Genomic DNA, 25,416 nt, shown 5'->3' on the forward strand with positions numbered 1-25,416 from the left:
TTGCGTAAGGAAGCCGCCCGCCTCGATGCCTCCGACACGCTGCGCGAGTGCCGCGCGCTGTTCGAGATTGCCGATGACGTCGCCTATTTCGACGGCAATTCTCTGGGCGCTTTGCCCAAGGCCGCGCCCGCCCGCATTGCCGAAGTCGTGCAGAGCGAATGGGGTCAGCGCCTGATTTCCAGCTGGAACGATGCCGATGGCGAGGGTGCCGGCTGGATCGACCTGCCCCAGCGCATCGGCGCGAAGATCGCTCCGCTTATCGGCGCGCGACGCGGCGAAGTCATCGTAGCCGACAGCGTCTCGATCAACCTGTTCAAGCTGATCTCGGCGGCGCTGGCGATGCGTCCCGGCCGCAAGGTCGTGCTGTCCGAACCCGGCAATTTCCCGACCGATCTCTACATGGTCGAGGGGCTGGAAATGCAAGACCTCGCCGAGCGATGTCTGGCAGAGCGCGCCGACATCGAAGCGGCGCTGGACGACAATGTCGCGCTGCTGATGCTGACCCATGTCCATTACAAGACAGGCGAAATGTTCGACATGGCGCGCCTGACGAAGGCCGCGCATGACGCGGGCGCGCTGGTGCTGTGGGACTTGTCGCACAGCGTGGGCGCCGTGCCGGTAGATCTGAACGCGGTGGGCGCGGATTTTGCGGTCGGTTGCGGCTATAAATATCTCAATGGCGGCCCCGGCGCGCCTGCCTTTGCCTTCGTCGCTGAGCGGCACCAACAAGCATTGAAACAGCCATTGAGCGGCTGGATGGGCCACGCACGCCCCTTCGATTTCACCGACGATTACGAACCGGCTCCGGGTATCGACCGCCTGCTATGCGGTACCCCGCAAATCCTCTCCATGAGCGCGCTGGAAGTTGGCGTGGACCTTATGGCGGGCATCGGGGTGGATGCGCTGGTTGCGAAAAGCCGTGCGCTGTCCGAATTCACGCGCGAAGCAATGGCGCAGGTGGTGCCGGAACTCGAATGCGTCTCACCCGCCGATCCCGAAACGCGCGGCAGCCAGCTGTCATGGCGTCACGCGGATGCCTACGCGCTGTGCCAAGCGCTGATTGCCCGCAGGATCATCGGCGATTTCCGCGCGCCGGACGTTCTGCGCATGGGCTTTGCGCCCGCCTATGTCCGCTACGTCGATTGCGCGCGGCTGGTGACCGAATTGCGCGATATCTTGGACAGCGGGGAATGGCGGAAGGTTGAGTATGCGCAGCGTGGGGCGGTGACTTGAACAGGGTGGCGCCAGAGAAATCCTCATCGTCACCCCGGACTTGATCCAAGGTCCAGCTTACTTCCATGTCCGGTGACAAAAAGCGGGATCCCGGATCAAGTCCGGGATGACGTTTGAGTAAGGCCATTCCTAACTCGAAGAACGGTCTGCTGCATACATCAGAGGGTCGGCTTAATGCCGCTTCGGCGCTCCAACTCGCGCCTACGCCTCCAGCTCGATGTCCCAATAGAGCCAGTCCCGCCATGTCTCGTGCAGGAAATTTGGCGGGAAACGCTTACCATGCTGCTGCAACTGCCAGCTGGTCGGTCGGATCGGCTTCATGCTCAGCGCCATATGGGCCTGCTGCGGTGTGCGCCCACCCTTCTTCATGTTGCATGGCGCGCAAGCGGTAGCGATATTTTCCCACGTCGTTTTCCCGCCGAGGCGGCGTGGAATGACATGGTCGTAGGTCAGGTCTTTCTGGCTGCCGCAATACTGGCAGGAAAAGCGATCGCGCAGGAACAGGTTGAAGCGGGTGAAGGCGGGAAATTCGCTCGGCTTTACATATTGCCGCAGCGCGATGACACTCGGCACCTTCATGTCCAGCGTTTGCGAATGAACGGCGCGGTCGTAGCTCGCCACGATATCGACGCGCTCGAGGAACACCGCCTTGATCGCTGTCTGCCACGGCCACAGGCTGAGCGGGTAATAGGACAGCGGCGTGTAATCGGCATTGAGCACCAGCGCCGGGCAGCTTTCGAGATTGCGTTCGGGATCATCCGCGGAAGAGCGGAAATTGGCGGCCCGTTCGAGCAGTTCGGCTTTGAACACAGCTGCGTTCTCCGTTGCTTGACCTGACCCTGCATTTGCATCCGAAAACGTCAACCCTGTTACAGACAGGCTTTCCACAGGCTTTTCCACGTCAGCGGGCTGTGCAATGGCGGCGAACAGGATGATCGTCACCCGCTTCGCCCCCAGCCCGAATGGCCCGCTGCATCTCGGCCATGCCTATTCGGCAGTAAAGGCGCATGATCTGGCGCGCGCGGCGGGCGGCCGCTTCCTGCTGCGTATCGAGGATATCGACGGGGCGCGGTCCCGGGCCGAACTGGCAGACGAATTCCGCCGCGATCTCGAATGGCTTGGCCTGGAATGGGAAGAGGTGCCCGCGCAATCCACCCGGCTGGACAGCTACGAAGCCGCCGCGCGCGATCTGATGGCGCGCGGGCTGCTCTATCGCTGCACCTGCACCCGCGCCGAGATCGAGGCGCTGGAGCCGACGATCGGCCCCGAAGGCTTGATCTATCCCGGCACATGCAAGGGCAAGGCGTTCGACCCGTCACGCCCTTCCGCGCTGCGATTAAACATAGAGGCGGCGCTCGCAGAGACTGGGCCGCTGGAATGGGAAGATGAGCGTGCCGGGGTCGTTACCGCAGACCCGCGCCAGTTCGGCGACGTAGTCCTCGTGCGCAAGGATGCACCTGCCAGCTATCACCTTGCCGCGACGCTGGACGACGCAGCCGATGGCGTGACGCTGGTAACGCGCGGCGCGGACCTCGTATTCGCCAGCCACATCCATCGACTGCTGCAGGCGCTGCTGGGCTTGCCCGTGCCGCGCTGGCACCATCATGCCCTGCTGGTGGAAGCGGATGGCCGGAAGCTGGCCAAGAGCCGTCGTTCCGGAGAGCGCGGCTACGGCCTTGCCGAGATGCGCGAAGCGGGCGAAGATGGGCGGATCGTGGCGGAGAAACTGCGCCTAGACCAAATACCGCATGGCATTTCCCTCTCCCGATACCCACCTGACGGCACATGAACACATTTCTCGTCATCCTCATCATCCTCCTCGCCATCATGGTGGTCGCCTCGCTCGTGCGCGGCATCATTGCTTTCCTGCAGACGACCAAGGTCGATCTGGAGACGGGCGGCGAGAATTCCAAAGTGCTGATGGAGCGGCAGAACAAGGCGATGTTCAACCGCATCAAGTATCAGGCGCTGGCGATCGTCGCCGTGGCAGTGCTGATGATGATCAATAATTGACCTTTGGTTTGCGCTCCCACATCCGTGGGAGCGTCCTCGCTAGACGCGCAGCAGAGCTGCGCCCGCTGCGGGCGGCCGTTCGGCCTTGCGGTCACTTTCGTGACCGAACCATTCCAAGCCGCTACCGGAGGGCGCTTTGGTCAAGCTCAACAAGATTTACACCCGCACCGGAGACGACGGCACAACTGGCCTTGTCGACGGTTCGCGTCTGCCGAAACATGCGGGCCGGATGCAGGCCGTGGGCGATGTCGATGAGGCAAATGCCGCGCTGGGATTTTGCGCCGTGGTCGCGGAAGGCGAATTACGCGACGATCTCATCCGCCTGCAAAACGACATGTTCGACCTTGGCGCAGATCTCGCAACGCCGCTCGGCGAGGTAGGCGGCAAGGATTTCGAGCCATCCGAAATGGTGCTGCGGATCGTGCCCGCCCAGGCCGAATGGGTGGAGACGCGCATCGATGCGTTGAACGAGGCGCTCGAGCCGCTCACCAGCTTCATCCTGCCCGGCGGCAGCGAGCTCGCCGCGCGCCTGCACCACGCGCGGACCGTGGCCCGCCGCGCCGAACGCAGCATGACGGCGCTTGCCGATGAAGACGACGTCAATCCCGCAGCCCTCGCCTTCATCAACCGCCTGTCGGACTATTTGTTTACCGCTGCGCGCATCGCTAATGGCAATGGGCAGGATGACGTGCTCTGGACGCCGGGTGCCAACCGCTAATTCGTGGAACCTGTCTCCCTCGCGGCCCGTTGACGGGGCAAAGGAGATATATCGTGACAGACAAGCGGACAGATAGGCCGGAAAGCCAGGAACAGCGTCAGGCGAAACTCGCGCCCGAAACGCATAATGACGAGCAGGACGATCACCGCATGCAGGCGCAGGAAGTGTCCGAGCAGGCACAGGCGCTGACGGAAGAAACCGGCAGCCCGACCGAGAGTGCGAAGAGCGACAACAAGTCCGGCCTGATGAACGATTCGACGCAGGATACGGTCGATCACATGCGCGACATGGAAAGCTCGGGCCGCATCGACATGGGCGCCTATGAAGGCGAACCCAATCACGACGATAACGAAGATAAATACGGCAAGGCTAACAAGGTCGACCCCGAACTGACATCGGACGGTGCGGACGTTCCGGGCGAGTAATCAGCCCGTCAGGTCGCCGTCATTCAGAACCCACAGGGCTATGATCAAAAGCACGGCGCCTGCCGAAATCGCATAGGCGATGAATTTGAGGTTCGGGAGCTTTGGCGAGTCTACCGCGTGTGAAGACAATCGTTCGAACGCGCGGCAGGCTCGCTTTTCTGCGCCGATGGCGAAGACGACGGCGAGGCTGATGAACATCGTGGCGATCGCCTTTGCCAGCCACGGCGGATCGAATTCTCCGAAGAGCGCGCGAAAACCTATACCGATGGCAATGGCGGCGAAAGCGGTGCGCATCCAGCCCGCAAAGGTGCGCTCGAGGGCCATGATGGTGCGGTCCTCGGCCCAATCAGTGCGATTCTCCGCCCATTTGGTGCTTTTGTCGTCACCCTCATCGATGTTGTGATCGGCCATAGCGCAACGCTAAAGCGCATTGGCGGAAAAGCAACGGCCTAGCTTTCGCCCGCCTCGCGCTTCAGCTCGTAAAGCAAGTCCAGCGCCTCGCGCGGCGACAGGGCATCGACGTCGGTTTCGTTGAGGCGGTCGCGCAGCGTGTCGCACTGTTCTTCCTCGGCCTCGATAGCGGCGGCAAAGAGCGGCAATTCACCGAGCCCGGCAGCCAGGCCGCCTGTTTCCGCGCGGCCTTTCTCCAGTTTGTTCAGCACCGAACGCGCGCGTTTTAAGACCGGCGCAGGCACGCCGGCCAGCTTCGCCACGGCGAGGCCGTAGGACCGATCGGCTGCGCCCTCGGCGAGTTCGTGCAGCAGCACCAGATCGCCTTTATATTCCTTGGCGCGCACGTGATGTAGGCTCAGCGCGTCGCAGCTATCGGCCAATCGGGCCATCTCGTGATAATGCGTTGCGAAAAGGCAGCGTGCGCGGTTTGTCTCGTGAATGGCTTCGGCCACCGCCCATGCGAGCGCCAGCCCGTCATAGGTGCTGGTGCCGCGCCCCACTTCGTCGAGGATCACGAAGCTGCGTTCTCCGGCCTGGCTGAGGATGGCGGCGGTTTCTACCATCTCGACCATGAAGGTGGAGCGCCCGCGCGCCAGATTGTCCGATGCGCCCACGCGGCTGAAAAGCTGGTCGACCAGCCCGACGGTGGCAGACCGCGCAGGCACGTAGCCGCCGGCCTGCGCCATCAGCACGATCAGAGCGTTCTGTCGCAGGAAGGTCGACTTGCCGCCCATGTTCGGTCCGCCGACGAGCCACAGCCGGTCGTCGGGGGAAAGCGAGCAATCATTGGCAACGAACCGCTCCTTGCCCGCCGCCAGTGCCGCCTCCACCACGGGATGTCGCCCTGCGTGGATGTCAAGCACCGGCTCGGCGACGATGGTAGGCCGACACCATTCCCCGTCGGAAGCGCGCTCCGCCTGTCCTGCGGCAACATCCAGTCGCGCCAAAGCGGCGGCGGTGGCGGCGATGGCTTCACGCCGCGCGCCGATCCGTTCGCACATGTCCTCGAAATGCGCATCTTCCGCGGCTAGCGCGTGTCCGCCAGCCTCGGCGATGCGGCTCGCTTCTTCGTGCAGGCTGACCGAGTTGAAGCGCACCGCATTGGCCATGGTCTGCCGGTGGGTGAAGCCGCTATTGGCCGCCATCAGCTTGTCGGCATGCTTGCTGGGCACCTCGATGAAATAGCCGAGCACGCCGTTATGCCTGATCTTCAGCGAGGGCGTATCGGTCTGCTCGCGGTAGCGCGCTTCCATCGCGGCGATGGCGCGGCGGGCATTGCCGGAAACCTCGCGCAATTCATCCAGCGCCGCATCGTAGCCATTGGCGATATAGCCGCCATTCTGCCGTTCCGTCGGCGGGGAAGGTACAAGCGCGCGAGAGAGCAGGTCGGTCAATTCGCCGTGTCCGCGCAAGACGGGCAGCAGGTCGTCGAGCAGGGCAGGGCGATCCGGCTGGCTCGCCAGCGCCTCATGCAGGCGGCGCGCTTCGGTCAGGCCGTCGCGGATTTGCCCAAGATCGCGCGGGCTGCCGCGCCCCGCTACCAGTCGCCCGAGCGCCCGCCCAATGTCGGGGAGGCTGCGGAGCAGCGCCCGTATGTCGGCGCGCATCAACGGGTCTGCGAGCAGAAAACCGACGAGCGCCAGGCGGGCATCAATAGCCGCTTCGTCCGCCAGGGGCGCCGCGAGGTCGTCGGCCAATTGCCGCGCGCCACCGCCGGTCACGCAGCGATCAATGGCGGCGATCAGGCTGCCCTGCCGCCCGCCCTGTTGCGACACCAGGATTTCCAGGCTTGCGCGCGTTGCCTCGTCCATCGCCATATGCTCGCCGGAATTGCGCGCTGTCGGCGGCAGCAGTAGCGGCAGCGAACCGCGCCCCGCATGGTCGAGATAGCCGACAAGCCCGCCTGCCGCGGCCAGCATGGCGCGTGAGAACTGTCCGAAACCGTCGAGCGTGGCGACGCCGTGCACCGCCTTCAGTCGCGCTTCTCCGTCGTCGCTGGCGAAGTCGCCGCGCGGCCGGATGACGGCATCGAAGGGCGCATCGTCCCATCCGTCCGGCGCGACCGTTTCGGTGGCCCCGATGCGTGCGAGGACGGCGGGCATCCGCTCAGGCGCGCATTCTTCCAGCACCATCGCGCCGGTCGAGATATCGCAGGAGGCGATCCCGCACATGCCGCGCAGTTCGCATACCGCTGCCAGCATGTTCGCGCGGCGCGGCTCCAGCAGCGCTTCCTCTGTCAGTGTGCCAGCCGTGACGAAACGCACGATGTCGCGCTTTACCAGCGCCTTCGACACGGGCCGTCCCTCGGCGCGGGCGCGCTCCTTCGCCTCCTCGGGCGTCTCCACCTGCTCGGCAATCGCCACCCGGCAGCCATGCTTGATCAGCCGCGCGAGATAGCCTTCGGCCGAATGGACCGGTACGCCGCACATCGGCACCGGCTCCCCGTCGCTTTCGCCGCGCGTCGTGAGAGCGATGTCGAGAATGCCCGCAGCCGTTTTCGCATCATGAAAAAACAGCTCGAAAAAGTCCCCCATCCGGTAGAACAGCAAGCAGTCTCCGGCCTCTTTCTTGAGGTCGAAATATTGCTTCATCATCGGGGTTTCGGAGCCGGCCATTGCGCTGTCCGGACTACCCAGCGCTGCACCGATTCGGGAAGGGCGGGGCGCGCTCTTTCCCCTATCGCAAGCGCCGATCGCGCTCTATGGCCACGCCAGACAAGGAGAAACGGCTTGGCCGACAAGAAGAAGAACAGCTTCACCGACCGCGAGGCGCTGTATTACCACGAGGCGATCCGCCCCGGTAAGATCGAGATCATCGCTTCCAAGCCGATGACCACGCAGCGCGATCTCAGCCTTGCCTATTCTCCCGGTGTTGCCGTTCCTGTCGAAGAGATTGCCCGCGATCCGGCGCTGGCGGCGCGTTACACCGCGCGCTCCAACCTTGTGGCCGTCATCTCCAACGGCACGGCCATTCTCGGCCTCGGCAATCTGGGCGCGCTGGCATCCAAGCCGGTGATGGAAGGCAAGGCGGTGCTGTTCAAGCGGTTTGCCGATGTCGATTCCATCGACCTCGAGATCGACACCGAAGATCCGGACAAATTTATCGAGGCGGTTGCCCTGCTGGAGCCGAGCTTCGGCGGCATCAATCTTGAAGACATCGCCGCGCCGGAATGCTTCATCATCGAGCAGGCTCTGCGTGAACGGATGAACATCCCGATCATGCATGACGACCAGCACGGCACGGCGATCATCGCGGCGGCAGGCCTGCTCAATGCCGCGCATCTGACCGGCCGCGACTTGAAAGACTGCCGCATGGTGGTGAACGGGGCGGGCGCATCGGCACTGGCCTGCACCGCGCTAATCAAGGCGATGGGGGTTCCGCATGAAAACGTCATCGTATGCGACCGCTCCGGCCCGATCTATCCGGGTCGCGACAATGTCGACCAATGGAAGAGCGCGCATGCCGTCGACACGCCGCACCGCACGCTGGAAGAAGCGCTGGAAGGGGCCGACATTTTCCTTGGCCTCTCCGCTGCCGGCGCGCTGAAGCCGGAATGGGTGAAGAAGATGGCCGACCAGCCGATCATCTTCGCCATGGCCAATCCGGTGCCCGAGATCATGCCGGACGAGGCGAAGAAAGTGCGCCCCGATGCGATCATCGCGACCGGGCGCAGCGACTATCCCAACCAGGTCAACAATGTGCTGGGCTTCCCCTTCATTTTCCGCGGCGCGCTGGATGTGCGCTCCACCGCGATCAACGAGGAGATGAAAGTTGCCGCCGCCCGGGCGATTGCGGAGCTGGCGCGTGAGCGTGTGCCCGAAGAGGTGGCCGCCGCTTACGGTGTGAACCACCAGTTTGGCCGCGAATATATCATTCCTGCGCCCTTCGATCCGAGGCTGATGGAGCGTGTTTCCTGCGCGGTCGCCAAGGCTGCGATGGATACGGGCGTCGCGCAGGATCCCATCGAGGATTTCGAAGAATACGCGATGTCGCTGCGTGCGCGGCTCAACCCGACGACCTCCGCACTCACCCGCGTGTATGAGGACGCCAAGGCCAACCCCAAGCGCATGGTTTTTGCCGAGGCGGAAGAAGAGGTTGCCCTTCGCGCCGCCATCCAGTTCCGCGATTTCGGCTATGGCACGCCCATCCTGGTGGGCCGGACCGAAAAGGTCTTGGAGAAGCTGGAAGAGCTGGCGGTAGAGGATCCCGAAAGCTTCGAAATCGCAAATTCGGCGAATTTCGAGCGCATCGAGCCGATGGTGGACTATCTCTACAAGCGCCTGCAGCGGCGCGGCTATACCGAGCGCGACGTGCGCCGCATGGTCAACCAGGAGCGTAACGTGTTCGCCGCCCTGCTGGTCGCGACGGGCGAAGGCGACGGCATGATTACTGGCCTCACGCGCACATTCAGCCAGACCGCGCGCGAAGTTGCCCGCGTTCTGGACGAGAAGGAAGGCGCGACGCCATTCGGCATCCACATGGTGATCGGCAAGAACCACACGACTTTCCTCGCCGATACGACGATCAACGAACGGCCGACCTCGGAACAGCTGGCCTATATCGCCAAGGAAACCGCCGCCGTGGCGCGGCGCATGGGCCACGAGCCGCGCGTCGGCTTCATGTCCTATTCCACCTTCGGCAATCCCAGCGGGAAGTGGCTTGGCAATATCCGCGATGCAGTGGCCATCCTCGATGCCGATGAAAGCGTGAATTTCGAATATGAAGGCGAGATGGCACCCGATGCCGCGCTCAACCAGACGGTGATGGAGCTCTATCCCTTCAGCCGCTTGTCGGGGCCCGCCAACGTCCTCATCATGCCGGGCCTGCAGAGCGCAAACCTATCGGCGAAGCTGCTGCGCGAATTGTCGGGCGATGTGGTGATCGGGCCCATGCTGATCGGCATGGAGAAGCCGGTGCAGATTGCGCCGATGACCTCGATCGCGCCGGAATTGCTGACGCTGGCCGTGCTGGCCAGTGCCGGGATCGTCGGCTAGTCCGGCCTTGCTTCATCGCCCAGCAGGGCGGCGATCACATCTTGCATATCGGCATGTCCGTCGCGGGCATTGTCGAGGCAGGTCTGCAATTCATCGGCGCCCTCGCTATCGTTTGCGCCCTTCGCCAGAGCGGTGAGCGCTTCGTAAGCTGCGAGGCCGTAATGCGTGATGCGCAGATATTGCGCCACGATCATGGCGTCGCGCGCCTGGTCGGCGTCGAACTGCCGAGCGAAAATGCGCTCCTCCGCCTCCGCGATCAGGCCCGCCATGCCGAGCGAGCGATTGGCCTCGGGATCGGCATCGTGACGCTTCAGCGTAGCCATCACGATATCAAGCCCGTCGGAAATGCCGCAAACGCCATTGGTCAAGGCTTCCACCAGTCGCGGATGGCTGGCGGCATCGCGCAGGCGCTTGGTAAATTCGAGCGATTGCCGGTCGGCACTCACCATGTCCTGTAGCTGGTCGATGTAGATGGTGTCGATTTCAACAGTGTCGATCTTGCTCACCACGCGATCTCCGCGCCGTCATACGCGACAAAGCGGTGTTCGGCGGCCGACTGGCCTTCCAGCACATCCACGATACCGCGCACGCTCGTATCCACATCGATAGGTGCATTCTCGCCGCCCATATCGGTCTGCACCCAGCCGGGATGCTGCGAGACGACCGCAATTCCGCGTTCCTTGGCATGATTCTCGAAGAGCGAGCGGGCGAGCATGTTCTGCACCACCTTGCTGACGCGGTAGTGGTTGGCGCCGCCCGAGCTATCGTCGATGGAGCCCATCTTGCTCGTCATCATGCCAATCGTGCCGCCATCCTTCAGCAAAGGTAGCAGGGCCTGTGCCGACCGGATCGGTCCGATGGCATTGGTTTCGACGATATCGGCAATGCTGTCGCGATCGACGGCGGAGAGCGACTGGTCGTCCGGGCCGTAAACCCCGGCATTCACGATCAGCAGGTCGAGGCTGCCATCTTCCAGCTTGCCGCCCAGGCCCGCCACGCTGTCATGATCGGTAACGTCGCATTTGGCGATCTCGATGGCAGGCTCGTGCGCTTTTGCCGCCTCGCGCAGCGCCTCGCTTTCGCTGCGTTCAGTGGCGATGACGCGGTATCCGCGTCCCGCCAGTTCCTTTGCCAAACCAAGGCCGATGCCCCGCGATGCGCCGATGACGATGGCTGTCTTCTCGCTCATATCCGTGTGTCCTTCATGGCTGTTCGCCAATCAACGGACACCGCCGCGCAGCCGTTCCAAACCTATCTGCGACGGTAGCGGAAGTACCAGACCTCGTGCCCCATCTGCGTGCGCGCCTTGTGTTCGTAGCGCGTCTCGCTCCAGCCCGAGGGGCGGACGCGAAAATCATCGGGCTTCTCGGCCACCCATTCGAATGGCCCCGTTTCGGGATCGGTAAAGCGGCGCATCACCATCAGCGCATGGCGGACATAGACGGGGTGGTCGGTGCCGAAGCGGAACTCGCCGCCCGGCTTCAATTTGTCGGCTATCAGCTGGACAGGTCCGTCATTCATCATGCGGCGTTTGGCATGGCGATTTTTCGGCCACGGGTCTGGATGGAGAAGATATGCCATGGTGAGCGCGCCATCGGGAATGCGGGCAAGCACCGCCAGCGCGTCGCCGTGATGGATGCGAATGTTGGGCAGCCGCCCGCCGCCTTCATGCCCGTCGCGCACATGGCCAAGTGCCTGCGCTACACCATTGAGAAACGGTTCCGCGCCGATGAAACCGTGATTGGGCAGCAGGTCCGCGCGATAGGCCATATGCTCGCCGCCGCCGAAGCCGATCTCGAAATGCAGCGGGCAATCCTCGCCGAACAGGCGCTCCGCCGTGACCGGACCATCGGTTGGCACTGCGATCTGCGGCAGGAGATTGTCGACCAGTTCCTGCTGGCCCGCGCGCAGCGGCTTGCCCTGGCTACGGCCATAAAGCCGGTTGAGCGTGGTCGGGTCGCCATCCTTGAAAGCCGTCATGCTGCGCTGCGCTAATGGGCGGCGACAGCGCTGTCCAGACAGTCGCACCTGCTTTCCAGCCAAAGCCGCGCGGCCTCGACATGGTCCGCCACATCGTCGCCGAAGGGCACGTCTGCCGGTACGCCGACATTGTCGAACGGCTCTTCGGGCAGGCGCATGGAGCGGGTCATGGGCCAGCGCAGCGTGAAATCGCCCGATGGCGACGTCGCTTCGATAACGTTTGAATAGTCGATCACGCCGGCCGTCGGCCCGCCGAAGAACGTCACCTTGTCACTGAACCGCGCATCTATGGCGAACTGGTCGCCCGAGGACCCTGCGCCCTCTGCAAGAATGCCGACGCGGCGGGGAAAGTCGTAAACTTGCGGATAGGTCTCGATGCTCACGGCATCTTCGCCGAGTGGCACGTAATCCGCGCCTTGCTCTGCGCTTGCCAGAACATTGGCCACCAGATTTCGCACTTCCTGCGGCATGTCTTCATCGCCGCCCAGCTCGCGAAGATAGTCAAGATTGCGCTGTGACACGCGCAGTTCGGCACCGACGGAATAGATCGGACGGGTGTAGAGATAGGCCATGAGCGGCGCATAGGTCAGGTCGGACCCGCCGCTGTTCCCGCGCATGTCGATGATGAGATTGGGCGTAGAGGTGATGGTGTCGTGATGCTGTTCCAGCAATGCTGCCAGCTCGTCCGCTGCGTCCATCCCGAAATGCGGAACGCGCAGCATTACGGTATGGTCGGAAAGGCGCGTGAAAGTGAACGCGAAGGGCAGGTCGAAGATGCGATAATGCCGCTCCGGCGCGGCATCTGGATAGGGATCGTCCGGCGAGACGATGTTGGACTGGATCGCCAGGTGCCCGTCGGCGAACCAGTCGAGCAGGGCGGATATGGCGTGGATGCGCGCTTCCGGATTGGCGGCGATCCGCTCGTTCATCAGCGAAAGCTGCGCTTCGTATTCCTGCCGCCGGTTTCCTTCGGTCTTGGTGTCGAAGCCCGCATATTCGCGCTCGATCACGCGGGTCAGAAACATGATGTCGCCATCATATTGCGTTGCCTGCGCGCTCGCCGTGGCTGGAGCGAGGAGAAGGGCCGCAACGGCCACGCCGAACGATCGGAGCAATGTCGTCATGGCCGAAAGCGTAACCGAGATCGGGCGGATGGCAAGCTTGCGATAGTGTAAGAAAGCGAAACGCCCCCGGCAGCGCGGGCTGCCGGAGGCGTTCTCTATCCCGTCCATCGGGTATCAGCTTCAGGCAGCTTCCTGCTCTGCGTCGGGATCGCGCAGCACATAGCCGCGGCCCCATACGGTTTCGATGTAGTTCTCGCCGCCGCATGCGCTGGAGAGTTTCTTGCGCAGCTTGCAGATGAACACGTCGATGATCTTGAGTTCCGGCTCGTCCATCCCGCCATAGAGGTGGTTGAGGAACATTTCCTTGGTCAGCGTGGTGCCCTTGCGCAGCGAGAGCAGCTCCAGCATCGCATATTCCTTGCCGGTCAGGTGGACACGGGCGCCATCGACTTCGACAGTCTTGGCATCGAGGTTCACTGCGAGCTTGCCGGTGCGGATGACCGACTGGCTGTGGCCCTTGGAACGGCGCACCACGGCGTGGATGCGGGCAACCAGTTCGTCACGGTGGAAGGGCTTGGTCACATAATCGTCGGCGCCGAAGCCGAAGCTGCGGATCTTGCTGTCCATCTCGGCAATGCCGGAAAGGATAAGAACAGGCGTCTGCACCTTGGCAACGCGCAGCTTCTTCAGGACGTCGTAACCGTGCATGTCGGGCAGGTTCAGGTCGAGCAGGATGATGTCGTAATCATACAGCTTGCCCAGATCGAGGCCTTCTTCGCCAAGGTCCGTCGAATAGACGTTAAAGCCTTCGGTGGTGAGCATAAGCTCGATGGCCTTGGCCGTTGTCGGCTCGTCTTCGATCAGCAGAACACGCATTGCTTTACCCCTTTATGTCCCTTCGCGGGCCCCTCGCATCGCCAAGCGCATGGGAGGTGTTGCCTTGAATTAACCACGGCAGTTCTCACCAAAAAAGGTTAATAAAGCGTTTCACGCGTTAAGACTTTTCGAGTGAGTCTTTCTGGTGACACCCGAAAAGCCTTAATTTTCGCTCGGTCCGCAGTTGGCGCGGGTTAGTGGCTACGGACAATCACGGTGAGGCAGAAGGGGTGAAAAACAGCGTTTCGTCGAGAACGGGCATGCGCTGGCAAGGCTGTTCCATGTGTAAAAATAAGCGCTGAGGCAGGCGACATTTCGGCAGCGACACTGGTGGTGATCTAAAGCTGATGCTGCGCACCCATCAGAGGAAAACCTTTGCTTGGAGCCCCCGAAGTCTCAGTCCAACACGAGTGCCTCCCTGATTGCCTCCCATGCCACCAACTTAAAGTTCTGCGGATTGGGTGCATTGAGGCCATCCTGCGCCACGAACAGCCCGCCGGGATAGTCCGGGCCGAAATCACCCACCACCAGCGCGATGCCGTCGGTCTCTTCCGCCGATCCGTACTCGCCCTGCGCAATCGCGAAGCGGCCCAACGGGGCCATGTCGGACAGGCGGTAGACGGCATAGGCATTGTCGCCCTGGCTCGATGCGATCAGATAGCCGCCATTCTCGCCTTCAGGTGCCAGCGCTAATCCTTCGACATCGGCGACGAGATATTGGTTGTCGATCGGTGCGAGCAGTTCGCGCGTATCGGTTTCGAAATCGAGCACCCAAATGCCGCCCGCTTCCTCGCCAACATAAAGCCTGTCCGTGCGCGGATCGTGGACGCAGCCCTCTGGCTGGCTGGGCAGGGTATGGAACAGCGTGGTGGTCGTGTCGCTATCGAGACCGGCTTCCAGCGGTTGCGAGGTGAGATAGACTGCCCCTTCCTTCACCGCGCTGAAATAGCGGATCATGCCAGTGGCCGCGTCGAACGCCATGCAGAAGCCATAGCCCTCGCCATTGCCAACCGAATGGCGGCTTAGCACGGTGAGTTCGCCGCTGGCCGTATCGAGCAGCGCGGTGACGATATGCGCGGTCATCGGGTCGTTGCGGTCGCTGGCAGCTACCAGAACGCGACCATCGGGCAGTTCGACCAGATCGACATTGTTGACCTGCCCCAGCGCGGAAAAGCTGCGCACCGCGCCATCAAGACCATAAACATAAAGGCCCGCCTTCTTGTCGGTCGCTACGATCAGGCTTTGTGACGGATCGGCGGGATTGCGCCAGATCGCCGGATCGTCTGCCGCATCGTCATTCACCGTGCCCACCGGCACCGTCTCGCCAGCAGCATAGACTACTACGGGCGGCAATCCGGTGGGTGTGGTGACGCAGCCTGCCAGCAGGGCGGCAGGAAGAAGTGCGTGGACCCGGCGCATCAGAACGTCACCCGCACGCCGCCTTTGAAGGTGCGGCCATAGATTTCGTACTGATAATTGTTCTGCCGTCCGCCGAGATTGTTGAAGGCGAAATATTCCGCATCGGTCAGGTTCACTGCCTGCGCGAAAACCTGGATGTTCGGCGTGATGCGATAGCGCGCCGTCGCATCGAGCTGGAAGTGGCTGTCGACGAAGCGGTCTTCCTCGGGCGAACCGCCCAGCTCGTCCAGATAATCGTCGCGATAGGTGCCTGCGAGGCGCAGGCTTATCGGGCCTTTCTCGTAACCGAGCACGGCGTTGAACGTATGCTCGCTGGTGGCGGGCAGGTCGATGGTGCGGGTCGGGCCGACCGCGCCCAGCACATCCACCCCGCCGCCCGGCACGACGCCTTCGGCATTGGTGTAGGTGTAGTTCGCCTGTGTCAGGATGCCGTCGAAGGGTGCGGGCAGCATGTCCCACTGCATGGCGAACCCGGCTTCAATCCCGAAGATTTCCGAGCGCTCGCCATTCACCGGGATGACGGCCTCATCGAACGCAATGCCATTGAAGACCAGCCGGTCTGCGCCATCGCTCTCATATTCGACATCGACGATGTAGTTCGACACATCCTTGTAGAAAAGGCCGAGGCTGACGGCACCATTGCCGGAGAAGTAGTAGTCGACGCCAAGGTCGAGGTTCCACGCCTCATACGGGTCGAGATCGGGATTGCCGAATTCGCCTTCTACCTCGTCATCGTCATTCTGCTCCGCGATGAAACGCGGGGCGATCTGCGAGAAGCCGGGGCGCACAAGGCTGCGATAGCCCGCTGCGCGGAAGACGAGATCCTGCTGCGGCTCCCAGCGAATGTTGAGGCTTGGCAGGAAGCGCCCGTAATTGGCCGGTGTCACCTGCGGCGATACGATCACCGTGTCGTCGGTCGCGATATCGCCATTGGGCAATGTGCCGTCTTCCTCCACCAAAAGAACGAAATTCCCGAATATGTCGGTCTGCGTATGCTCGTAGCGTACGCCGCCGATCACTGTCAGCGTGTCGCTTTCGAAACGGCCAAGCAGGTAGCCTGCATAGATATCCTCTTCGATGGCGTAATCCGATGCCGCGCTGTCGAACAGGCTGTCGGCGACTTGCAGCTCGAAATCGCCGAAATTGTCGAAGAAGAAATCGGTTGCCTCACCAAGGCCCGGCAGGGGTGCAAGATCGGTGATGCGGTAGGTAGGACCGACGCCCAGCACATCGGCCAGCACGTAATTGTCGTTCTCGTAGAACTCGATCTCGCCGTCGAACGTCTTTTCGCGCAGGCGCAGCTTGAGGCCGGTCTGCAGCGTGAAGGTGCCGCCCTCGATCAGGAAATCGCGGGCCAGGTCGACGCGGCCGGTATATTCCTCGTCGACCGCGTCCGAAAGGCGCGTCAGTTCCACATCGTTAAGCGTGTATTGCGCCGGATCGAAGAAGTCCGCAGCGCCCATCCCCGATACGGAATAAAGCGGCGTGCGCTCATCCGAATAGTCGATGGCTACGTCCAGATCGCCGAATTCCTGCTCGAACTCGGTCGGGTCGACGCTGTTGTCCTCGCGCTCGCTGGAGCGGGCATAGCTGCCCATATATTCCAGCGTCCACGGCCCGGTCACGGTCTCGCCGCCAAGGCTGATCGAGTAGGTTTCCTGCCGCTCGAAGCGATCCTTTACATCGCGCTCGACCGTGATTTCGCCATCGTAAAGCGCGCTGGTGCCGGAGCCTGCCACATCGGCATCGCCGAAGTCGAAGGTCAAGCGGCGGCGGAATTCTTGGTCGTCGAAGCGGCTGTAAAGGCCGCGCACGTAAAGCTCGGTCGTGTCCGACGGGCGGAAATCGAGGCCGAGCGAGCCGCTGATCCGCTCGCGCTCCACGTCGTAATCGCGGTACTGGATCTCTTCGGCGTAGACGAGGCCGTTATCCTCTTCCCAGTCGTCCGCCTCGATATTGTCCGTCTCGAAGAAGCGGTTGTAATAGGAGACACCGCCCGAAATGCCGATATCGTCGGCCAGACGATAGGCGAAGTTGGCGCTCGCTTTCGGGCGCAGTTCTTCGGAATACTCGTTATAGCTGCCTTCCGCCGACAGGGTGAGGAAGTTGCCGCGCCGGTCGAACGCGCTGACCGTATTGATCTGGATGCTGGCGCCGATCGTATCGGCATCCATGTCCGGGGTGAGAGACTTGAACACCTCGATGCTCTCGATGATGTCGCTGGAGATGAAATCCAGCGCGACGGCGCGCGTATCGCCTTCGGGCGAGGGCACGCGCACGCCGTTGATCGAGGTGGCGTTGAGCGTCGGGTCAAGGCCGCGCACGGCTACGAAGCGGCCCTCGCCTTGGTCGTTCAGCACGTTGATGCCGGGAAGGCGGCGCAAGCTCTCGGCCACGTTCTGGTCGGGGAACTGGCCGATGGCATCGCGGGTGAGGACATCGACTACGCGGTCATCCGCATATTCGCGCGCAAGGGCATTCGCCTGGTTGGCGCGCTGGCCGTAAACGAGGATTGTCTCGGCATTGTCGCCGCCAAGACGGAAGTCCGCGACCACCACGCCATCGGCGGGCACGACCACTGTCTGGCTTTCGGCAGGCACGCCCTGGAAGCGGGCGGTAAGCGTGTAGGTGCCGACGGGCACATCGTTGAAGCGATAGCTGCCGTCGCGCTCGGTGACGGCCTGCCGGTCCAGCTCCTCGATACGGATGACGGCCGATTGCAGCGACACGGTGTCGGTCTCGTCGGCCACGGTGCCGGTGACCTCCTGCGCCATGGCGGGCGCGGCGGCGAAAGCGAGTGCGGCAATGCTGGCAGAGCCGAGCAGGCGGTTTACGGTCATGTGTGTCCTCCCTGGGTTCGGGAGACGCGATAGATGGCCTGTGTGACCGTGCCCGGTCGGAGCGGTGACAGAGCGATTGCGGATCGGTGACAGCTGTGTGACGGGGTGGAGTGCTAACCTGGAGCACCTGGAGCACCTGGAGCACTGTCCTGATGGAGAAAACCCGGGACGGCGCCGGAGGGGCCTTTTCCGCTGGCATGTAGAAGATAATCCGGATGCGGCTCATGCCCGAGAGTCAGGCATGGCGCCGGGGATGTAGGGAAGGAAAATCTCGACCTACTTTTCTCTCACAGACGCTTGGCTTGACCTGCTCTGCGCGGCCAGCACAGAAACATGAAGCCAAGACGGGCCATTCCCGCTATGCCGCACCGCAGCAATCGAATGGGCTCGACTCGCCGATTGCCCGGGCCGCGCTCTGGATGCGCTGCATTTCTTTCTTCTGCTTCCCCCCGCCGAACCTTGGCGCGGCGTTGCCCTCTGCCGTGAGCTGACATGTCTTTTGAACAACTACCCCAGCCCATTGGCGAAGCACTGGCCGGTCAGGGATATGACGCCCCCACGCCGGTGCAGGCTGCCGTCATCGCTGACGAAGCCAATGGCCGCGACCTGATCGTTTCGGCGCAGACAGGGTCTGGCAAGACAGTGGCGTTCGGCATTGCCATCGCGCCAGAGTTGCTCAGCGAAATCCGCGGAACTCCGCTGGTCGAAAAGCCGCTGGCGCTGGTCGTAGCGCCGACACGGGAGCTGGCGCTGCAGGTCAGCCGCGAACTGGGCTGGCTCTACGCGAAAGCAGCCCTACGGATCGCGACATGCGTGGGCGGAATGGATGCAAGCAAGGAACGCCGCGCATTGCGGTCCGGCCCTGCAATCATCGTGGGCACGCCCGGCCGCCTGCGCGACCATCTCGAACGCGGGGCGCTCGACCTGTCGGGCCTTGTCGGCGTGGTGCTCGATGAAGCGGACGAGATGCTCGACATGGGCTTTCGCGACGACCTCGAAGAAATTCTCGACGCCGCGCCAGACAACCGCCGCACGCTGCTGTTCTCCGCCACGCTGCCGAAGCCGATCGTGCGGCTGGCCGAACGCTATCAGAGCGATGCCCTGCGCCTGTCGCTGGCGGGCGAAACGCGCGGGCATGGCGATATTGCCTACCAGGCGATCACCGTCGCCCCGTCCGAAATCGAGAATGCGGTGGTGAACCTGCTGCGCTTCCACGAGGCGGAGACGGCGATCTGCTTTTGCGCAACGCGAGACAGCGTAAGGCGCCTGCACGCGACCCTGCAAAATCGCGGTTTCGACGTGGTGGCGCTGTCGGGCGAGCATTCACAATCCGAGCGCAACCAGGCGCTGCAGGCGCTGCGCGACCGGCGCGCGCGTATCTGCGTGGCGACCGACGTGGCCGCGCGCGGGCTCGACCTGCCGACGCTCAGCCTCGTCATCCATGTCGAGATTCCGCGCGATGCCGAAACGCTGCAACACCGTTCCGGCCGCACGGGGCGCGCGGGCAAGAAAGGCACCGCCGCCATCGTGGTGCCCTATAACCGCCGCAAACGGGTGGAGAGCATGCTGCGCGGCGCAAAGATTTCTGCCGAGTGGATGGACGCGCCTTCTGCAGAGGCGATCCGCGCGCAGGATCACGAACGGCTGATGGCAAAGTTCACCGAGCCTGCCGAATATGACGATGCCGACCGCAAGGTGGCGAGCCAGCTGATGGAGCGGTTGGCGCCCGAGGATATCGCTGCGGCACTGGTACAGGCGCACCGGGCGAAAATGCCGCAGCCCGAGGAATTGCTCGCCAACACGCCCGAGGCTCGCGAGAAGGCAAAAGCCGACCGGCATCGTCCGGGCTTCGAGGATACTGTCTGGTTCAAAATGGGCATCGGTCGCCGCCAGAACGCCGAGCCGCGCTGGATCCTGCCGCTCATTTGCCGACGTGGCCACATTACCCGCAACGAGATCGGCGCCATCCGCATCGGCCAGCACGAGACGTGGTTCCAGGTGCCGCGCGCTGTCGCGCCCAAGGTCGCCGATGCTGTGGCCCGCACGACGTCGGGCGATGACGAGCAGGACGCGATCCATATTGCCGAATCCCCGGAAGGTCCGCGCATGGAAGCGCGCCAGAACCGCAGGGACGGCAAGCCCTTCGTATCCGCAAGGCCTGTTGGCAAGAAGGCGGGCGGCAAGCCTGGCAAATTTGCGCGCAAAGGTAAGCCGGGCAAGAAAAGCAAGCATAAGGGGAAGCCGGCGCGGCCGCCCAGAAGCTAGCAATTACAGTCCCGCCAGCTTCTTCGCCCGTCGGCGCTGCACGCTTGAGCCTATCCCGATCGCCTCGCGATATTTCGCCACGGTGCGGCGGGCGAGGTCGAAACCTTCGCCTTTCAGCAGTTCCACCAGCTTGTCGTCGGAGAGGATTTTCTTCGGGTCCTCGGCATCGGTCAGCGCCTTGATGCGGGCCTTTACCGCTTCTGCACTAGCCCCTTCGCCATCTGCGCTGCCTACACCGCTTGAGAAGAAGTATTTCAGCTCGAATGTGCCGCGTTCGCAGTGGAGGAACTTGTTGCTCGTCACCCGGCTGACGGTGCTTTCGTGCATTTCGATGGCCTCGGCCACCTTGGCCAGCGTCAGCGGGCGCAGTTCGGATACGCCTTTGCGGAAAAAGCCGTCCTGTTGCTTCACGATCTCGGCAGAGACCTTGAGGATGGTCTTGGCGCGCTGGTCCAGCGCTTTGATCAGCCAGTTCGCATCGGCCAGCTTCTCGCTCAGCCAGGCTTTCGCATCCTTGCCGGTGCTGCCCTCCCGCAGTTCCAGATAATATCCGCGATTGACCACAAGGCGCGGCAGCGTCGCCTCGTTCAGCTGGATATCCCAGCCGCTCTTACCAGTCTCGGCGTCGACGGCTTCGCTCAGCAGCACGTCGGGCACCACCGCGCTGGCCGCGCCGCCACCGAAGGCAAGGCCGGGCTTGGGATCGTAGCTGCGCAGTTCTGACAGCATGTCCGCCAGATCCTCGTCATCAACATCGCAGATGCGTTTGAGATGGGCGAAGGCGCCCTTGGCGACCAGCTCCAGATTGTTGATCAGCACTTCCATGCAAGGATCGTAGCGGTCGGCCTCCTTGGCCTGCAGCGCGAGGCATTCGGACAGCGAGCGCGCGCCAACGCCCGTGGGATCGAGCGATTGCACGCAATCGAGCGCGGCTTCCACGCGGGACAGCGGCACATCGAGCGCCACGGCGATATCGCGCAGATCGGCAGAGAGGTAGCCCGCCTCGTCCAGCAAGCCGATTACGTAGCGTGCGATAAAAGCGGTTTGCGCACACGGGGCGCAGGCGCCGATCTGCTCTTCCAGGTGATCGGCGAGGGTGGGGGCGGCATCGCTACGGTTTTCGAGGCCGAAGCCTTCGCCCGCAACGCCGCTGCCGGAAGGCGCGGCAGACCAGTCGCCGGTGTCGCGGTCCACGTCCAGCGCGCTCTGGTCGATATCGAGCGCGCCGTCGCCTTCTGCCGACGTTGCATCGCGCATTTCAGGCTCTGTGGGCGCTTCGCCATCGGCGACACGCATCTCGCCTGCTTCGAGCAGCGGATTGTTCTCCAGCGCATCGCCGATGAAGGTCTCGATTTCGAGATTGGACAGCGCCAGCAGCTTGATCGCCTGCTGCAATTGCGGCGTCATCACCAGCGATTGCGACTGGCGCAGGTCTAGGCGCGGGCCGATGGCCATTTCGATTAAAGAGCTCCCGTTCGTCCTGAGCTTGTCGAAGGGCGAAATAGAACCCTCGCGCAGGTTCGTACTTCGACACGCTCAGCACGAACGGAGGCTGGCGAGCCCGCCATCACAGCGTGAAATTGTCGCCCAGATACAGGCGCTTCACATTCTCGTCTGCCACCAGTTCCTGCGGAGAGCCGGCGAACAGCACCTGCCCGCCATAAATGATGCAGGCGCGGTCGACGATTTCCAGCGTCTCGCGCACATTGTGGTCTGTGATCAGCACGCCGATGCCGCGCGTTTTCAAATCCGCCACAAGGTCGCGGATATCGCTGATGGAAAGCGGGTCGATCCCGGCAAAGGGCTCGTCCAGCAGCATGATGGAGGGGTTGGCGGCCAGCGCGCGGGCGATTTCGCAGCGGCGCCGTTCGCCGCCCGACAGCGCCATGGCGGGGCTGGAGCGAAGGCGGGTGAGGCCGAATTCATCGAGCAGCCGCTCCAGCTCGGCGGACCGGGTGGCCTTGTCGGGCTCCACCATTTCCAGCACGCAACTGATGTTCTGTTCCACGGTCATGCCACGGAAGATACTGGTTTCCTGCGGCAGGTAGCCGAGGCCGAGGATGGCGCGGCGATACATGGGCAGCTTGGTCACATCCACGCCGTCCATCAGGATGCGGCCGCTATCGGGCTTCACCAGCCCCATGATCGAATAGAAGCACGTCGTCTTGCCCGCGCCATTGGGGCCGAGCAGGCCGAGCACCTCCCCCTTCGCCACGGTCAGCGAAATGTCGGTGAGGACAGCGCGCTTGTCGTAGCTCTTGGCGATGGACACCACTTCGAGGCCGCCCGCTTCGGGCAGGTCCGGCGCGGCATTGGATGGCGCATCGGCCAGGGCAGCCTCGTTCAGCGCAGGCTTGGTCAGCGATGGATCGTCCAATGTGGTGTTCTCGGGCGCACTCATGCCCGTTCATCTAGCATGGCTGGCGCGGCTTTGAAGGGTGTTTGGCAAGATTCCTGCATGGTGAGCGGTCACAGGTCCGCCAAAGCGCCGCGGACCGGCGTTCCAATGATGAACAGAATATTGACGGGCTTGCCAGCCAGTGTCCCAACTGGAATAGTCGACGAATCGGGATTGGAGAGGAGAAGGGCATGCCAAAGGCGCTCCATCGGTCGCAAAAGACCGCAAGCCGCACTACACCGCTCGACTGGCGTCGCCGGATCAGCGATCATGTCGCCTGGGGGCTGCTGGTTTATACCGGCTTGCACATTTTCCTCACCATGACGCAGCTGAAATCGGGCAACGGCTCGGTGATGCCGTATTTCGCGCTGATCGTGCTGGTGGCCGCGATCATCCCCGCCTGCCGCTGGTTCGAGATGCGCTGGGAGGGGCTGTCGAATGAAGAGGCGCGCGATCCGGCGCTGGAACCGGTGTTCCGGCGCGAGGTTGCCTTTCTATGGATTACCGCGATCGGATTGCCCGTGTTGCTGACGGTCGGCTTCAAGAGCGCGGCGTCCCTCTTCTGACACGCTTCTGGCTGGTATGCGCTGCGCTGCTGCTGGCAACTGCGCTACCCCCTGCGCCGGCGTCGGCCACGGTCGGCGGCGTGCTGGGCGGCGACGCGGCGGTAGAAGAGGAGCCTGCCGGCCCCGAAGCGGGCTCCATCGAGGTAGAGCAGGCCGAGGGCGATGATGAGCGCATCGAGGCGCGCCTTACAGATATTTTTGCGAATGTGCCCAGCCTGCAAGGCGTCACCGTCGATGTAAACGAAGGCGTGGTGACGCTTGGCGGCACCGTGCCCGATGATGAGGCCGCTGCCCGCGCCGAGAGCATCGCCACCGGTGTCGATGGCGTGGTGACGGTCGAAAACGGGGCGGAGCGCGATGTCAGCGTCGATGTCGCGGGCGGCATAGGCGGGCTGGGCGACCGGTTCGAGGATTTCACCCGGATGCTGCCGCTGATCGGCGCGGCGCTGCTGACGGCGGCGGTCATCATTGCTTTCGGCTACCTGCTCGCCAGCTTCGGCGGATTGTGGCGGCGCGTCGCCCCGAATAGCTTCCTGGCAGAGCTGATCGTGAGCGCCATTCGCTTCACTTTCGTCATCATCGGTATCGTGGTCGCGCTCGACATGGTGGGCGCGGGCGCGCTGATGGGCGCGGTGCTGGGCGGTGCCGGGGTCATCGGCCTGGCACTGGGTTTCGCCATGCGCGACACGGTGGAGAATTATGTCGCCTCACTTATGCTGAGCCTGCGCCAGCCTTTCCGTGCCAACGACCACATCATCATCGACAATACGCATGAGGGACGCGTCATCAGCCTTACCAGCCGCGCGACCGTGATGCTGACGCTGGATGGCAACCATCTGCGCATCCCCAATTCGACCGTGTTCAAGGGCACGATCCTCAATTTCACGCGCAACCCGCAGCGCCGCTTCCAGTTCGTGCTGGGCGTTGATGCGGATGACGATGCCGAGGCCGCGCGGCGGCTGGGCAAGGAAACGCTGGCCGCGATGCCATTCGTGCTGGACGATCCCGCGCCCGAGGTGCGCATTACCGAAGTCGGCGATTCCAATGTGGTGCTGCAATTCCTCGGCTGGGTGGACCAGCGCGAGACCAATTGGTTCAAGGCTAACACCCGCGCCATCGCCGTGTGCAAGGCGGCGCTGGAGGAAGCGGGCTTTGCCCTGCCGGAGCCGATCTACCGCCTGCGCTTCGACCAGCGCACCGCGTCGCTGCCCTTCCTCAATGTCGGCGAGAAGGATGGCAGCACATCCGCATCTTCGCCCGCACCAACGCAAGACGCCAAGCCCGCGCCGTCACCGGACAAACTGCGCCTCGACGCCAGCGCGCCGCTGGACACCGAAGCAACCGGCGAGGACGAGATCGTCCGCATGGTGGAAGAAGAGCGCGCCGAAAGCGACACGCAGCAAAAGGATTTGCTGGATAACTCCCGCCCGGTGGAGTGAGAGACTTAATAGCGGCGATGGAATGTCTGCAACTGGGTGGATAGCGGATTGTCTGGTTTTATAGAATATATCGCCTCAAGCTGCCGCTGAATCGGATAGACCCTGAGTGATTGGTTACAAACTAAACAGTTGCGCAATTGATCGGGCACGACCCCGACTGCCATGAGGTTCGCGCGCTCTCTTTCGATTGCCGCGGTCGTTTTCGGACCTGCGCTATTTTTCGTGGGCTGGTATTTTCTGTCACCTCGTTACGCTATCTCACAGCTCAGTGATTGGAACACAACGTCTCAGGAACTGACCGCTTTTTACGATCGTGACAAAGTGCGATCGAGCTTCGAGCAGCAGATGTTGCCGCAATTCGAGACATATCCGCTTCCTTTGACAAAACACGTTGTTCTCGATGCGATGACCGATCCAAATGCGATCAGAGCCTTCGTCGTCGAACCTTATGGAGACTGGCAATTCGCGGCCGCTTTAGGCCTACCCGACGAACTTAACTCTGAGGATTCGACAGGAGTGATGCCACGATTGATGGAGACAACGGAGAATTGGGAGTTTGAACGAATAGGGATCGATGAGTTTATCGCCTCTCCTTCTGATCGCGATGACCAGAAAGGTAACTCGTATCGGTTCGAGCGAGATGGATTGCGCTGGCGCCTGGTCAGCATCAAACTGACGACAAAAATCAGGTAATCAAAAGCCATCTGACAACGACCGTAAACGGGTCGGAAGC

22 protein-coding genes are annotated in these 25,416 nt (G+C 62.8%); 10 read left to right on the forward strand and 12 right to left on the reverse strand.

Going from position 1 to position 25,416, the window contains the following annotated elements; all coding sequences use genetic code 11:
• A complete protein-coding gene (gene kynU / locus BMF35_RS04285; protein ID WP_047007613.1) occupies window positions 1-1,233 on the forward strand; it encodes a kynureninase in 1,233 nt (410 codons plus the stop codon).
• Window positions 1,234-1,434: 201 nt separating this feature from the next.
• Here the strand turns inward: kynU and BMF35_RS04290 are convergent, their stop codons facing one another.
• Complete coding sequence (locus tag BMF35_RS04290) at window positions 1,435-2,028, reverse strand: HNH endonuclease (RefSeq protein WP_236781585.1); 594 nt, start codon at window positions 2,026-2,028, stop codon at window positions 1,435-1,437.
• Window positions 2,029-2,164: 136 nt separating this feature from the next.
• On the opposite strand from BMF35_RS04290, the gene gluQRS reads away from it, so the two are divergent.
• From gluQRS to BMF35_RS04310, 4 genes are all read left to right on the forward strand, one after another.
• Window positions 2,165-3,022, forward strand: coding sequence for a tRNA glutamyl-Q(34) synthetase GluQRS (gluQRS, locus tag BMF35_RS04295; RefSeq protein WP_047007049.1), 858 nt, complete (start codon window positions 2,165-2,167; stop codon window positions 3,020-3,022).
• Window positions 3,019-3,246, forward strand: coding sequence for an HIG1 domain-containing protein (locus BMF35_RS04300; RefSeq protein ID WP_047007050.1), 228 nt, complete (start codon window positions 3,019-3,021; stop codon window positions 3,244-3,246). The genes gluQRS and BMF35_RS04300 overlap by 4 nt, the downstream gene beginning before the upstream one ends.
• Window positions 3,247-3,382: 136 nt before the next feature.
• A complete protein-coding gene (locus BMF35_RS04305) occupies window positions 3,383-3,964 on the forward strand; it encodes a cob(I)yrinic acid a,c-diamide adenosyltransferase (RefSeq protein WP_047007051.1) in 582 nt (193 codons plus the stop codon).
• Between the two features lie 53 nt (window positions 3,965-4,017).
• Window positions 4,018-4,389: a hypothetical protein gene (locus tag BMF35_RS04310; RefSeq protein WP_047007052.1), complete on the forward strand. Its 372-nt coding sequence runs from the start codon at window positions 4,018-4,020 to the stop codon at window positions 4,387-4,389.
• Here BMF35_RS04310 and BMF35_RS04315 read toward each other — a convergent pair whose 3' ends face one another.
• Window positions 4,390-4,800, reverse strand: coding sequence for a YidH family protein (locus BMF35_RS04315; RefSeq protein WP_047007053.1), 411 nt, complete (start codon window positions 4,798-4,800; stop codon window positions 4,390-4,392).
• 38 nt (window positions 4,801-4,838) lie between these two features.
• Complete coding sequence (gene mutS / locus BMF35_RS04320) at window positions 4,839-7,457, reverse strand: DNA mismatch repair protein MutS (protein WP_047007054.1); 2,619 nt, start codon at window positions 7,455-7,457, stop codon at window positions 4,839-4,841.
• Window positions 7,458-7,571: 114 nt separating this feature from the next.
• Between mutS and BMF35_RS04325 the strand changes: the two genes are divergently transcribed.
• On the forward strand, window positions 7,572-9,836 hold the full coding sequence (locus BMF35_RS04325; protein WP_047007055.1) for an NADP-dependent malic enzyme: 2,265 nt from the start codon (window positions 7,572-7,574) through the stop codon (window positions 9,834-9,836).
• Here BMF35_RS04325 and BMF35_RS04330 read toward each other — a convergent pair.
• From BMF35_RS04330 to BMF35_RS04360, 7 genes are all read right to left on the reverse strand, one after another.
• Window positions 9,833-10,342 carry a DUF892 family protein gene (locus BMF35_RS04330; protein WP_156172138.1) on the reverse strand — a complete coding sequence of 170 codons (510 nt, stop codon included), beginning with the start codon at window positions 10,340-10,342 and terminating at the stop codon, window positions 9,833-9,835. The genes BMF35_RS04325 and BMF35_RS04330 overlap by 4 nt on opposite strands.
• Window positions 10,339-11,025: an SDR family NAD(P)-dependent oxidoreductase gene (locus tag BMF35_RS04335; protein WP_047007056.1), complete on the reverse strand. Its 687-nt coding sequence runs from the start codon at window positions 11,023-11,025 to the stop codon at window positions 10,339-10,341. Before BMF35_RS04335 ends, BMF35_RS04330 begins: the two co-directional genes overlap by 4 nt.
• A gap of 62 nt (window positions 11,026-11,087) precedes the next feature.
• Window positions 11,088-11,816 carry a tRNA (guanine(46)-N(7))-methyltransferase TrmB gene (trmB, locus tag BMF35_RS04340; protein ID WP_047007057.1) on the reverse strand — a complete coding sequence of 243 codons (729 nt, stop codon included), beginning with the start codon at window positions 11,814-11,816 and terminating at the stop codon, window positions 11,088-11,090.
• A gap of 11 nt (window positions 11,817-11,827) precedes the next feature.
• Window positions 11,828-12,940, reverse strand: a complete 1,113-nt coding sequence (locus BMF35_RS04345) for a S41 family peptidase (RefSeq protein WP_047007058.1) — start codon at window positions 12,938-12,940, stop codon at window positions 11,828-11,830.
• A gap of 120 nt (window positions 12,941-13,060) precedes the next feature.
• Window positions 13,061-13,756, reverse strand: coding sequence for a response regulator transcription factor CtrA (ctrA, locus tag BMF35_RS04350; protein WP_047007059.1), 696 nt, complete (start codon window positions 13,754-13,756; stop codon window positions 13,061-13,063).
• 396 nt (window positions 13,757-14,152) lie between these two features.
• On the reverse strand, window positions 14,153-15,175 hold the full coding sequence (locus BMF35_RS04355) for a phytase (RefSeq protein WP_047007060.1): 1,023 nt from the start codon (window positions 15,173-15,175) through the stop codon (window positions 14,153-14,155).
• Window positions 15,175-18,015: a TonB-dependent receptor gene (locus BMF35_RS04360; protein ID WP_047007061.1), complete on the reverse strand. Its 2,841-nt coding sequence runs from the start codon at window positions 18,013-18,015 to the stop codon at window positions 15,175-15,177. The genes BMF35_RS04355 and BMF35_RS04360 overlap by 1 nt, the downstream gene beginning before the upstream one ends.
• A 492-nt stretch (window positions 18,016-18,507) precedes the next feature.
• Here BMF35_RS04360 and BMF35_RS04365 point away from each other — a divergent pair, with 492 nt between their 5' ends.
• On the forward strand, window positions 18,508-20,280 hold the full coding sequence (locus BMF35_RS04365) for a DEAD/DEAH box helicase (RefSeq protein WP_047007062.1): 1,773 nt from the start codon (window positions 18,508-18,510) through the stop codon (window positions 20,278-20,280).
• Window positions 20,281-20,283: 3 nt separating this feature from the next.
• On the opposite strand, the gene rpoN is transcribed toward BMF35_RS04365, so the two are convergent.
• A complete protein-coding gene (rpoN, locus tag BMF35_RS04370) occupies window positions 20,284-21,735 on the reverse strand; it encodes an RNA polymerase factor sigma-54 (protein WP_047007063.1) in 1,452 nt (483 codons plus the stop codon).
• A 112-nt stretch (window positions 21,736-21,847) separates the two neighbouring features.
• Window positions 21,848-22,681 carry an LPS export ABC transporter ATP-binding protein gene (gene lptB, locus BMF35_RS04375; protein ID WP_082115691.1) on the reverse strand — a complete coding sequence of 278 codons (834 nt, stop codon included), beginning with the start codon at window positions 22,679-22,681 and terminating at the stop codon, window positions 21,848-21,850.
• Window positions 22,682-22,869: 188 nt separating this feature from the next.
• Between lptB and BMF35_RS04380 the strand changes: the two genes are divergently transcribed.
• The 3 genes from BMF35_RS04380 (at window position 22,870) to BMF35_RS04390 (ending at window position 25,376) form a co-directional block, all read left to right on the forward strand.
• Window positions 22,870-23,244: a hypothetical protein gene (locus BMF35_RS04380; RefSeq protein ID WP_047007617.1), complete on the forward strand. Its 375-nt coding sequence runs from the start codon at window positions 22,870-22,872 to the stop codon at window positions 23,242-23,244.
• Entirely contained in the window at window positions 23,175-24,683 is a 1,509-nt protein-coding gene (locus BMF35_RS04385; RefSeq protein WP_082115692.1) for a mechanosensitive ion channel family protein, read from the forward strand. The genes BMF35_RS04380 and BMF35_RS04385 overlap by 70 nt, the downstream gene beginning before the upstream one ends.
• 222 nt (window positions 24,684-24,905) lie before the next feature.
• Window positions 24,906-25,376, forward strand: a complete 471-nt coding sequence (locus BMF35_RS04390; protein ID WP_156172139.1) for a hypothetical protein — start codon at window positions 24,906-24,908, stop codon at window positions 25,374-25,376.
• The last annotated feature ends 40 nt before the right edge of the window (window positions 25,377-25,416 follow it).

It is taken from the genome of Aurantiacibacter gangjinensis, assembly GCF_001886695.1.
GTDB lineage: Bacteria > Pseudomonadota > Alphaproteobacteria > Sphingomonadales > Sphingomonadaceae > Alteraurantiacibacter > Alteraurantiacibacter gangjinensis.

What these genes read in the sequence shown, in the direction of transcription:
- BMF35_RS04365 (WP_047007062.1), top strand. Translation starts at nt 18,508, where the DNA reads ATGTCTTTTGAACAACTACCCCAGCCCATTGGCGAAGCACTGGCCGGT.
- BMF35_RS04355 (WP_047007060.1), bottom strand. Translation starts at nt 15,175, where the DNA reads ATGCGCCGGGTCCACGCACTTCTTCCTGCCGCCCTGCTGGCAGGCTGC.
- BMF35_RS04300 (WP_047007050.1), top strand. Translation starts at nt 3,019, where the DNA reads ATGAACACATTTCTCGTCATCCTCATCATCCTCCTCGCCATCATGGTG.
- gluQRS (WP_047007049.1), top strand. Translation starts at nt 2,165, where the DNA reads ATGATCGTCACCCGCTTCGCCCCCAGCCCGAATGGCCCGCTGCATCTC.
- lptB (WP_082115691.1), bottom strand. Translation starts at nt 22,681, where the DNA reads ATGAGTGCGCCCGAGAACACCACATTGGACGATCCATCGCTGACCAAG.
- BMF35_RS04335 (WP_047007056.1), bottom strand. Translation starts at nt 11,025, where the DNA reads ATGAGCGAGAAGACAGCCATCGTCATCGGCGCATCGCGGGGCATCGGC.
- BMF35_RS04360 (WP_047007061.1), bottom strand. Translation starts at nt 18,015, where the DNA reads ATGACCGTAAACCGCCTGCTCGGCTCTGCCAGCATTGCCGCACTCGCT.
- BMF35_RS04380 (WP_047007617.1), top strand. Translation starts at nt 22,870, where the DNA reads ATGCCAAAGGCGCTCCATCGGTCGCAAAAGACCGCAAGCCGCACTACA.
- mutS (WP_047007054.1), bottom strand. Translation starts at nt 7,457, where the DNA reads ATGGCCGGCTCCGAAACCCCGATGATGAAGCAATATTTCGACCTCAAG.
- BMF35_RS04385 (WP_082115692.1), top strand. Translation starts at nt 23,175, where the DNA reads ATGGATTACCGCGATCGGATTGCCCGTGTTGCTGACGGTCGGCTTCAA.
- ctrA (WP_047007059.1), bottom strand. Translation starts at nt 13,756, where the DNA reads ATGCGTGTTCTGCTGATCGAAGACGAGCCGACAACGGCCAAGGCCATC.
- trmB (WP_047007057.1), bottom strand. Translation starts at nt 11,816, where the DNA reads ATGACGGCTTTCAAGGATGGCGACCCGACCACGCTCAACCGGCTTTAT.
- rpoN (WP_047007063.1), bottom strand. Translation starts at nt 21,735, where the DNA reads ATGGCCATCGGCCCGCGCCTAGACCTGCGCCAGTCGCAATCGCTGGTG.
- BMF35_RS04315 (WP_047007053.1), bottom strand. Translation starts at nt 4,800, where the DNA reads ATGGCCGATCACAACATCGATGAGGGTGACGACAAAAGCACCAAATGG.
- BMF35_RS04345 (WP_047007058.1), bottom strand. Translation starts at nt 12,940, where the DNA reads ATGACGACATTGCTCCGATCGTTCGGCGTGGCCGTTGCGGCCCTTCTC.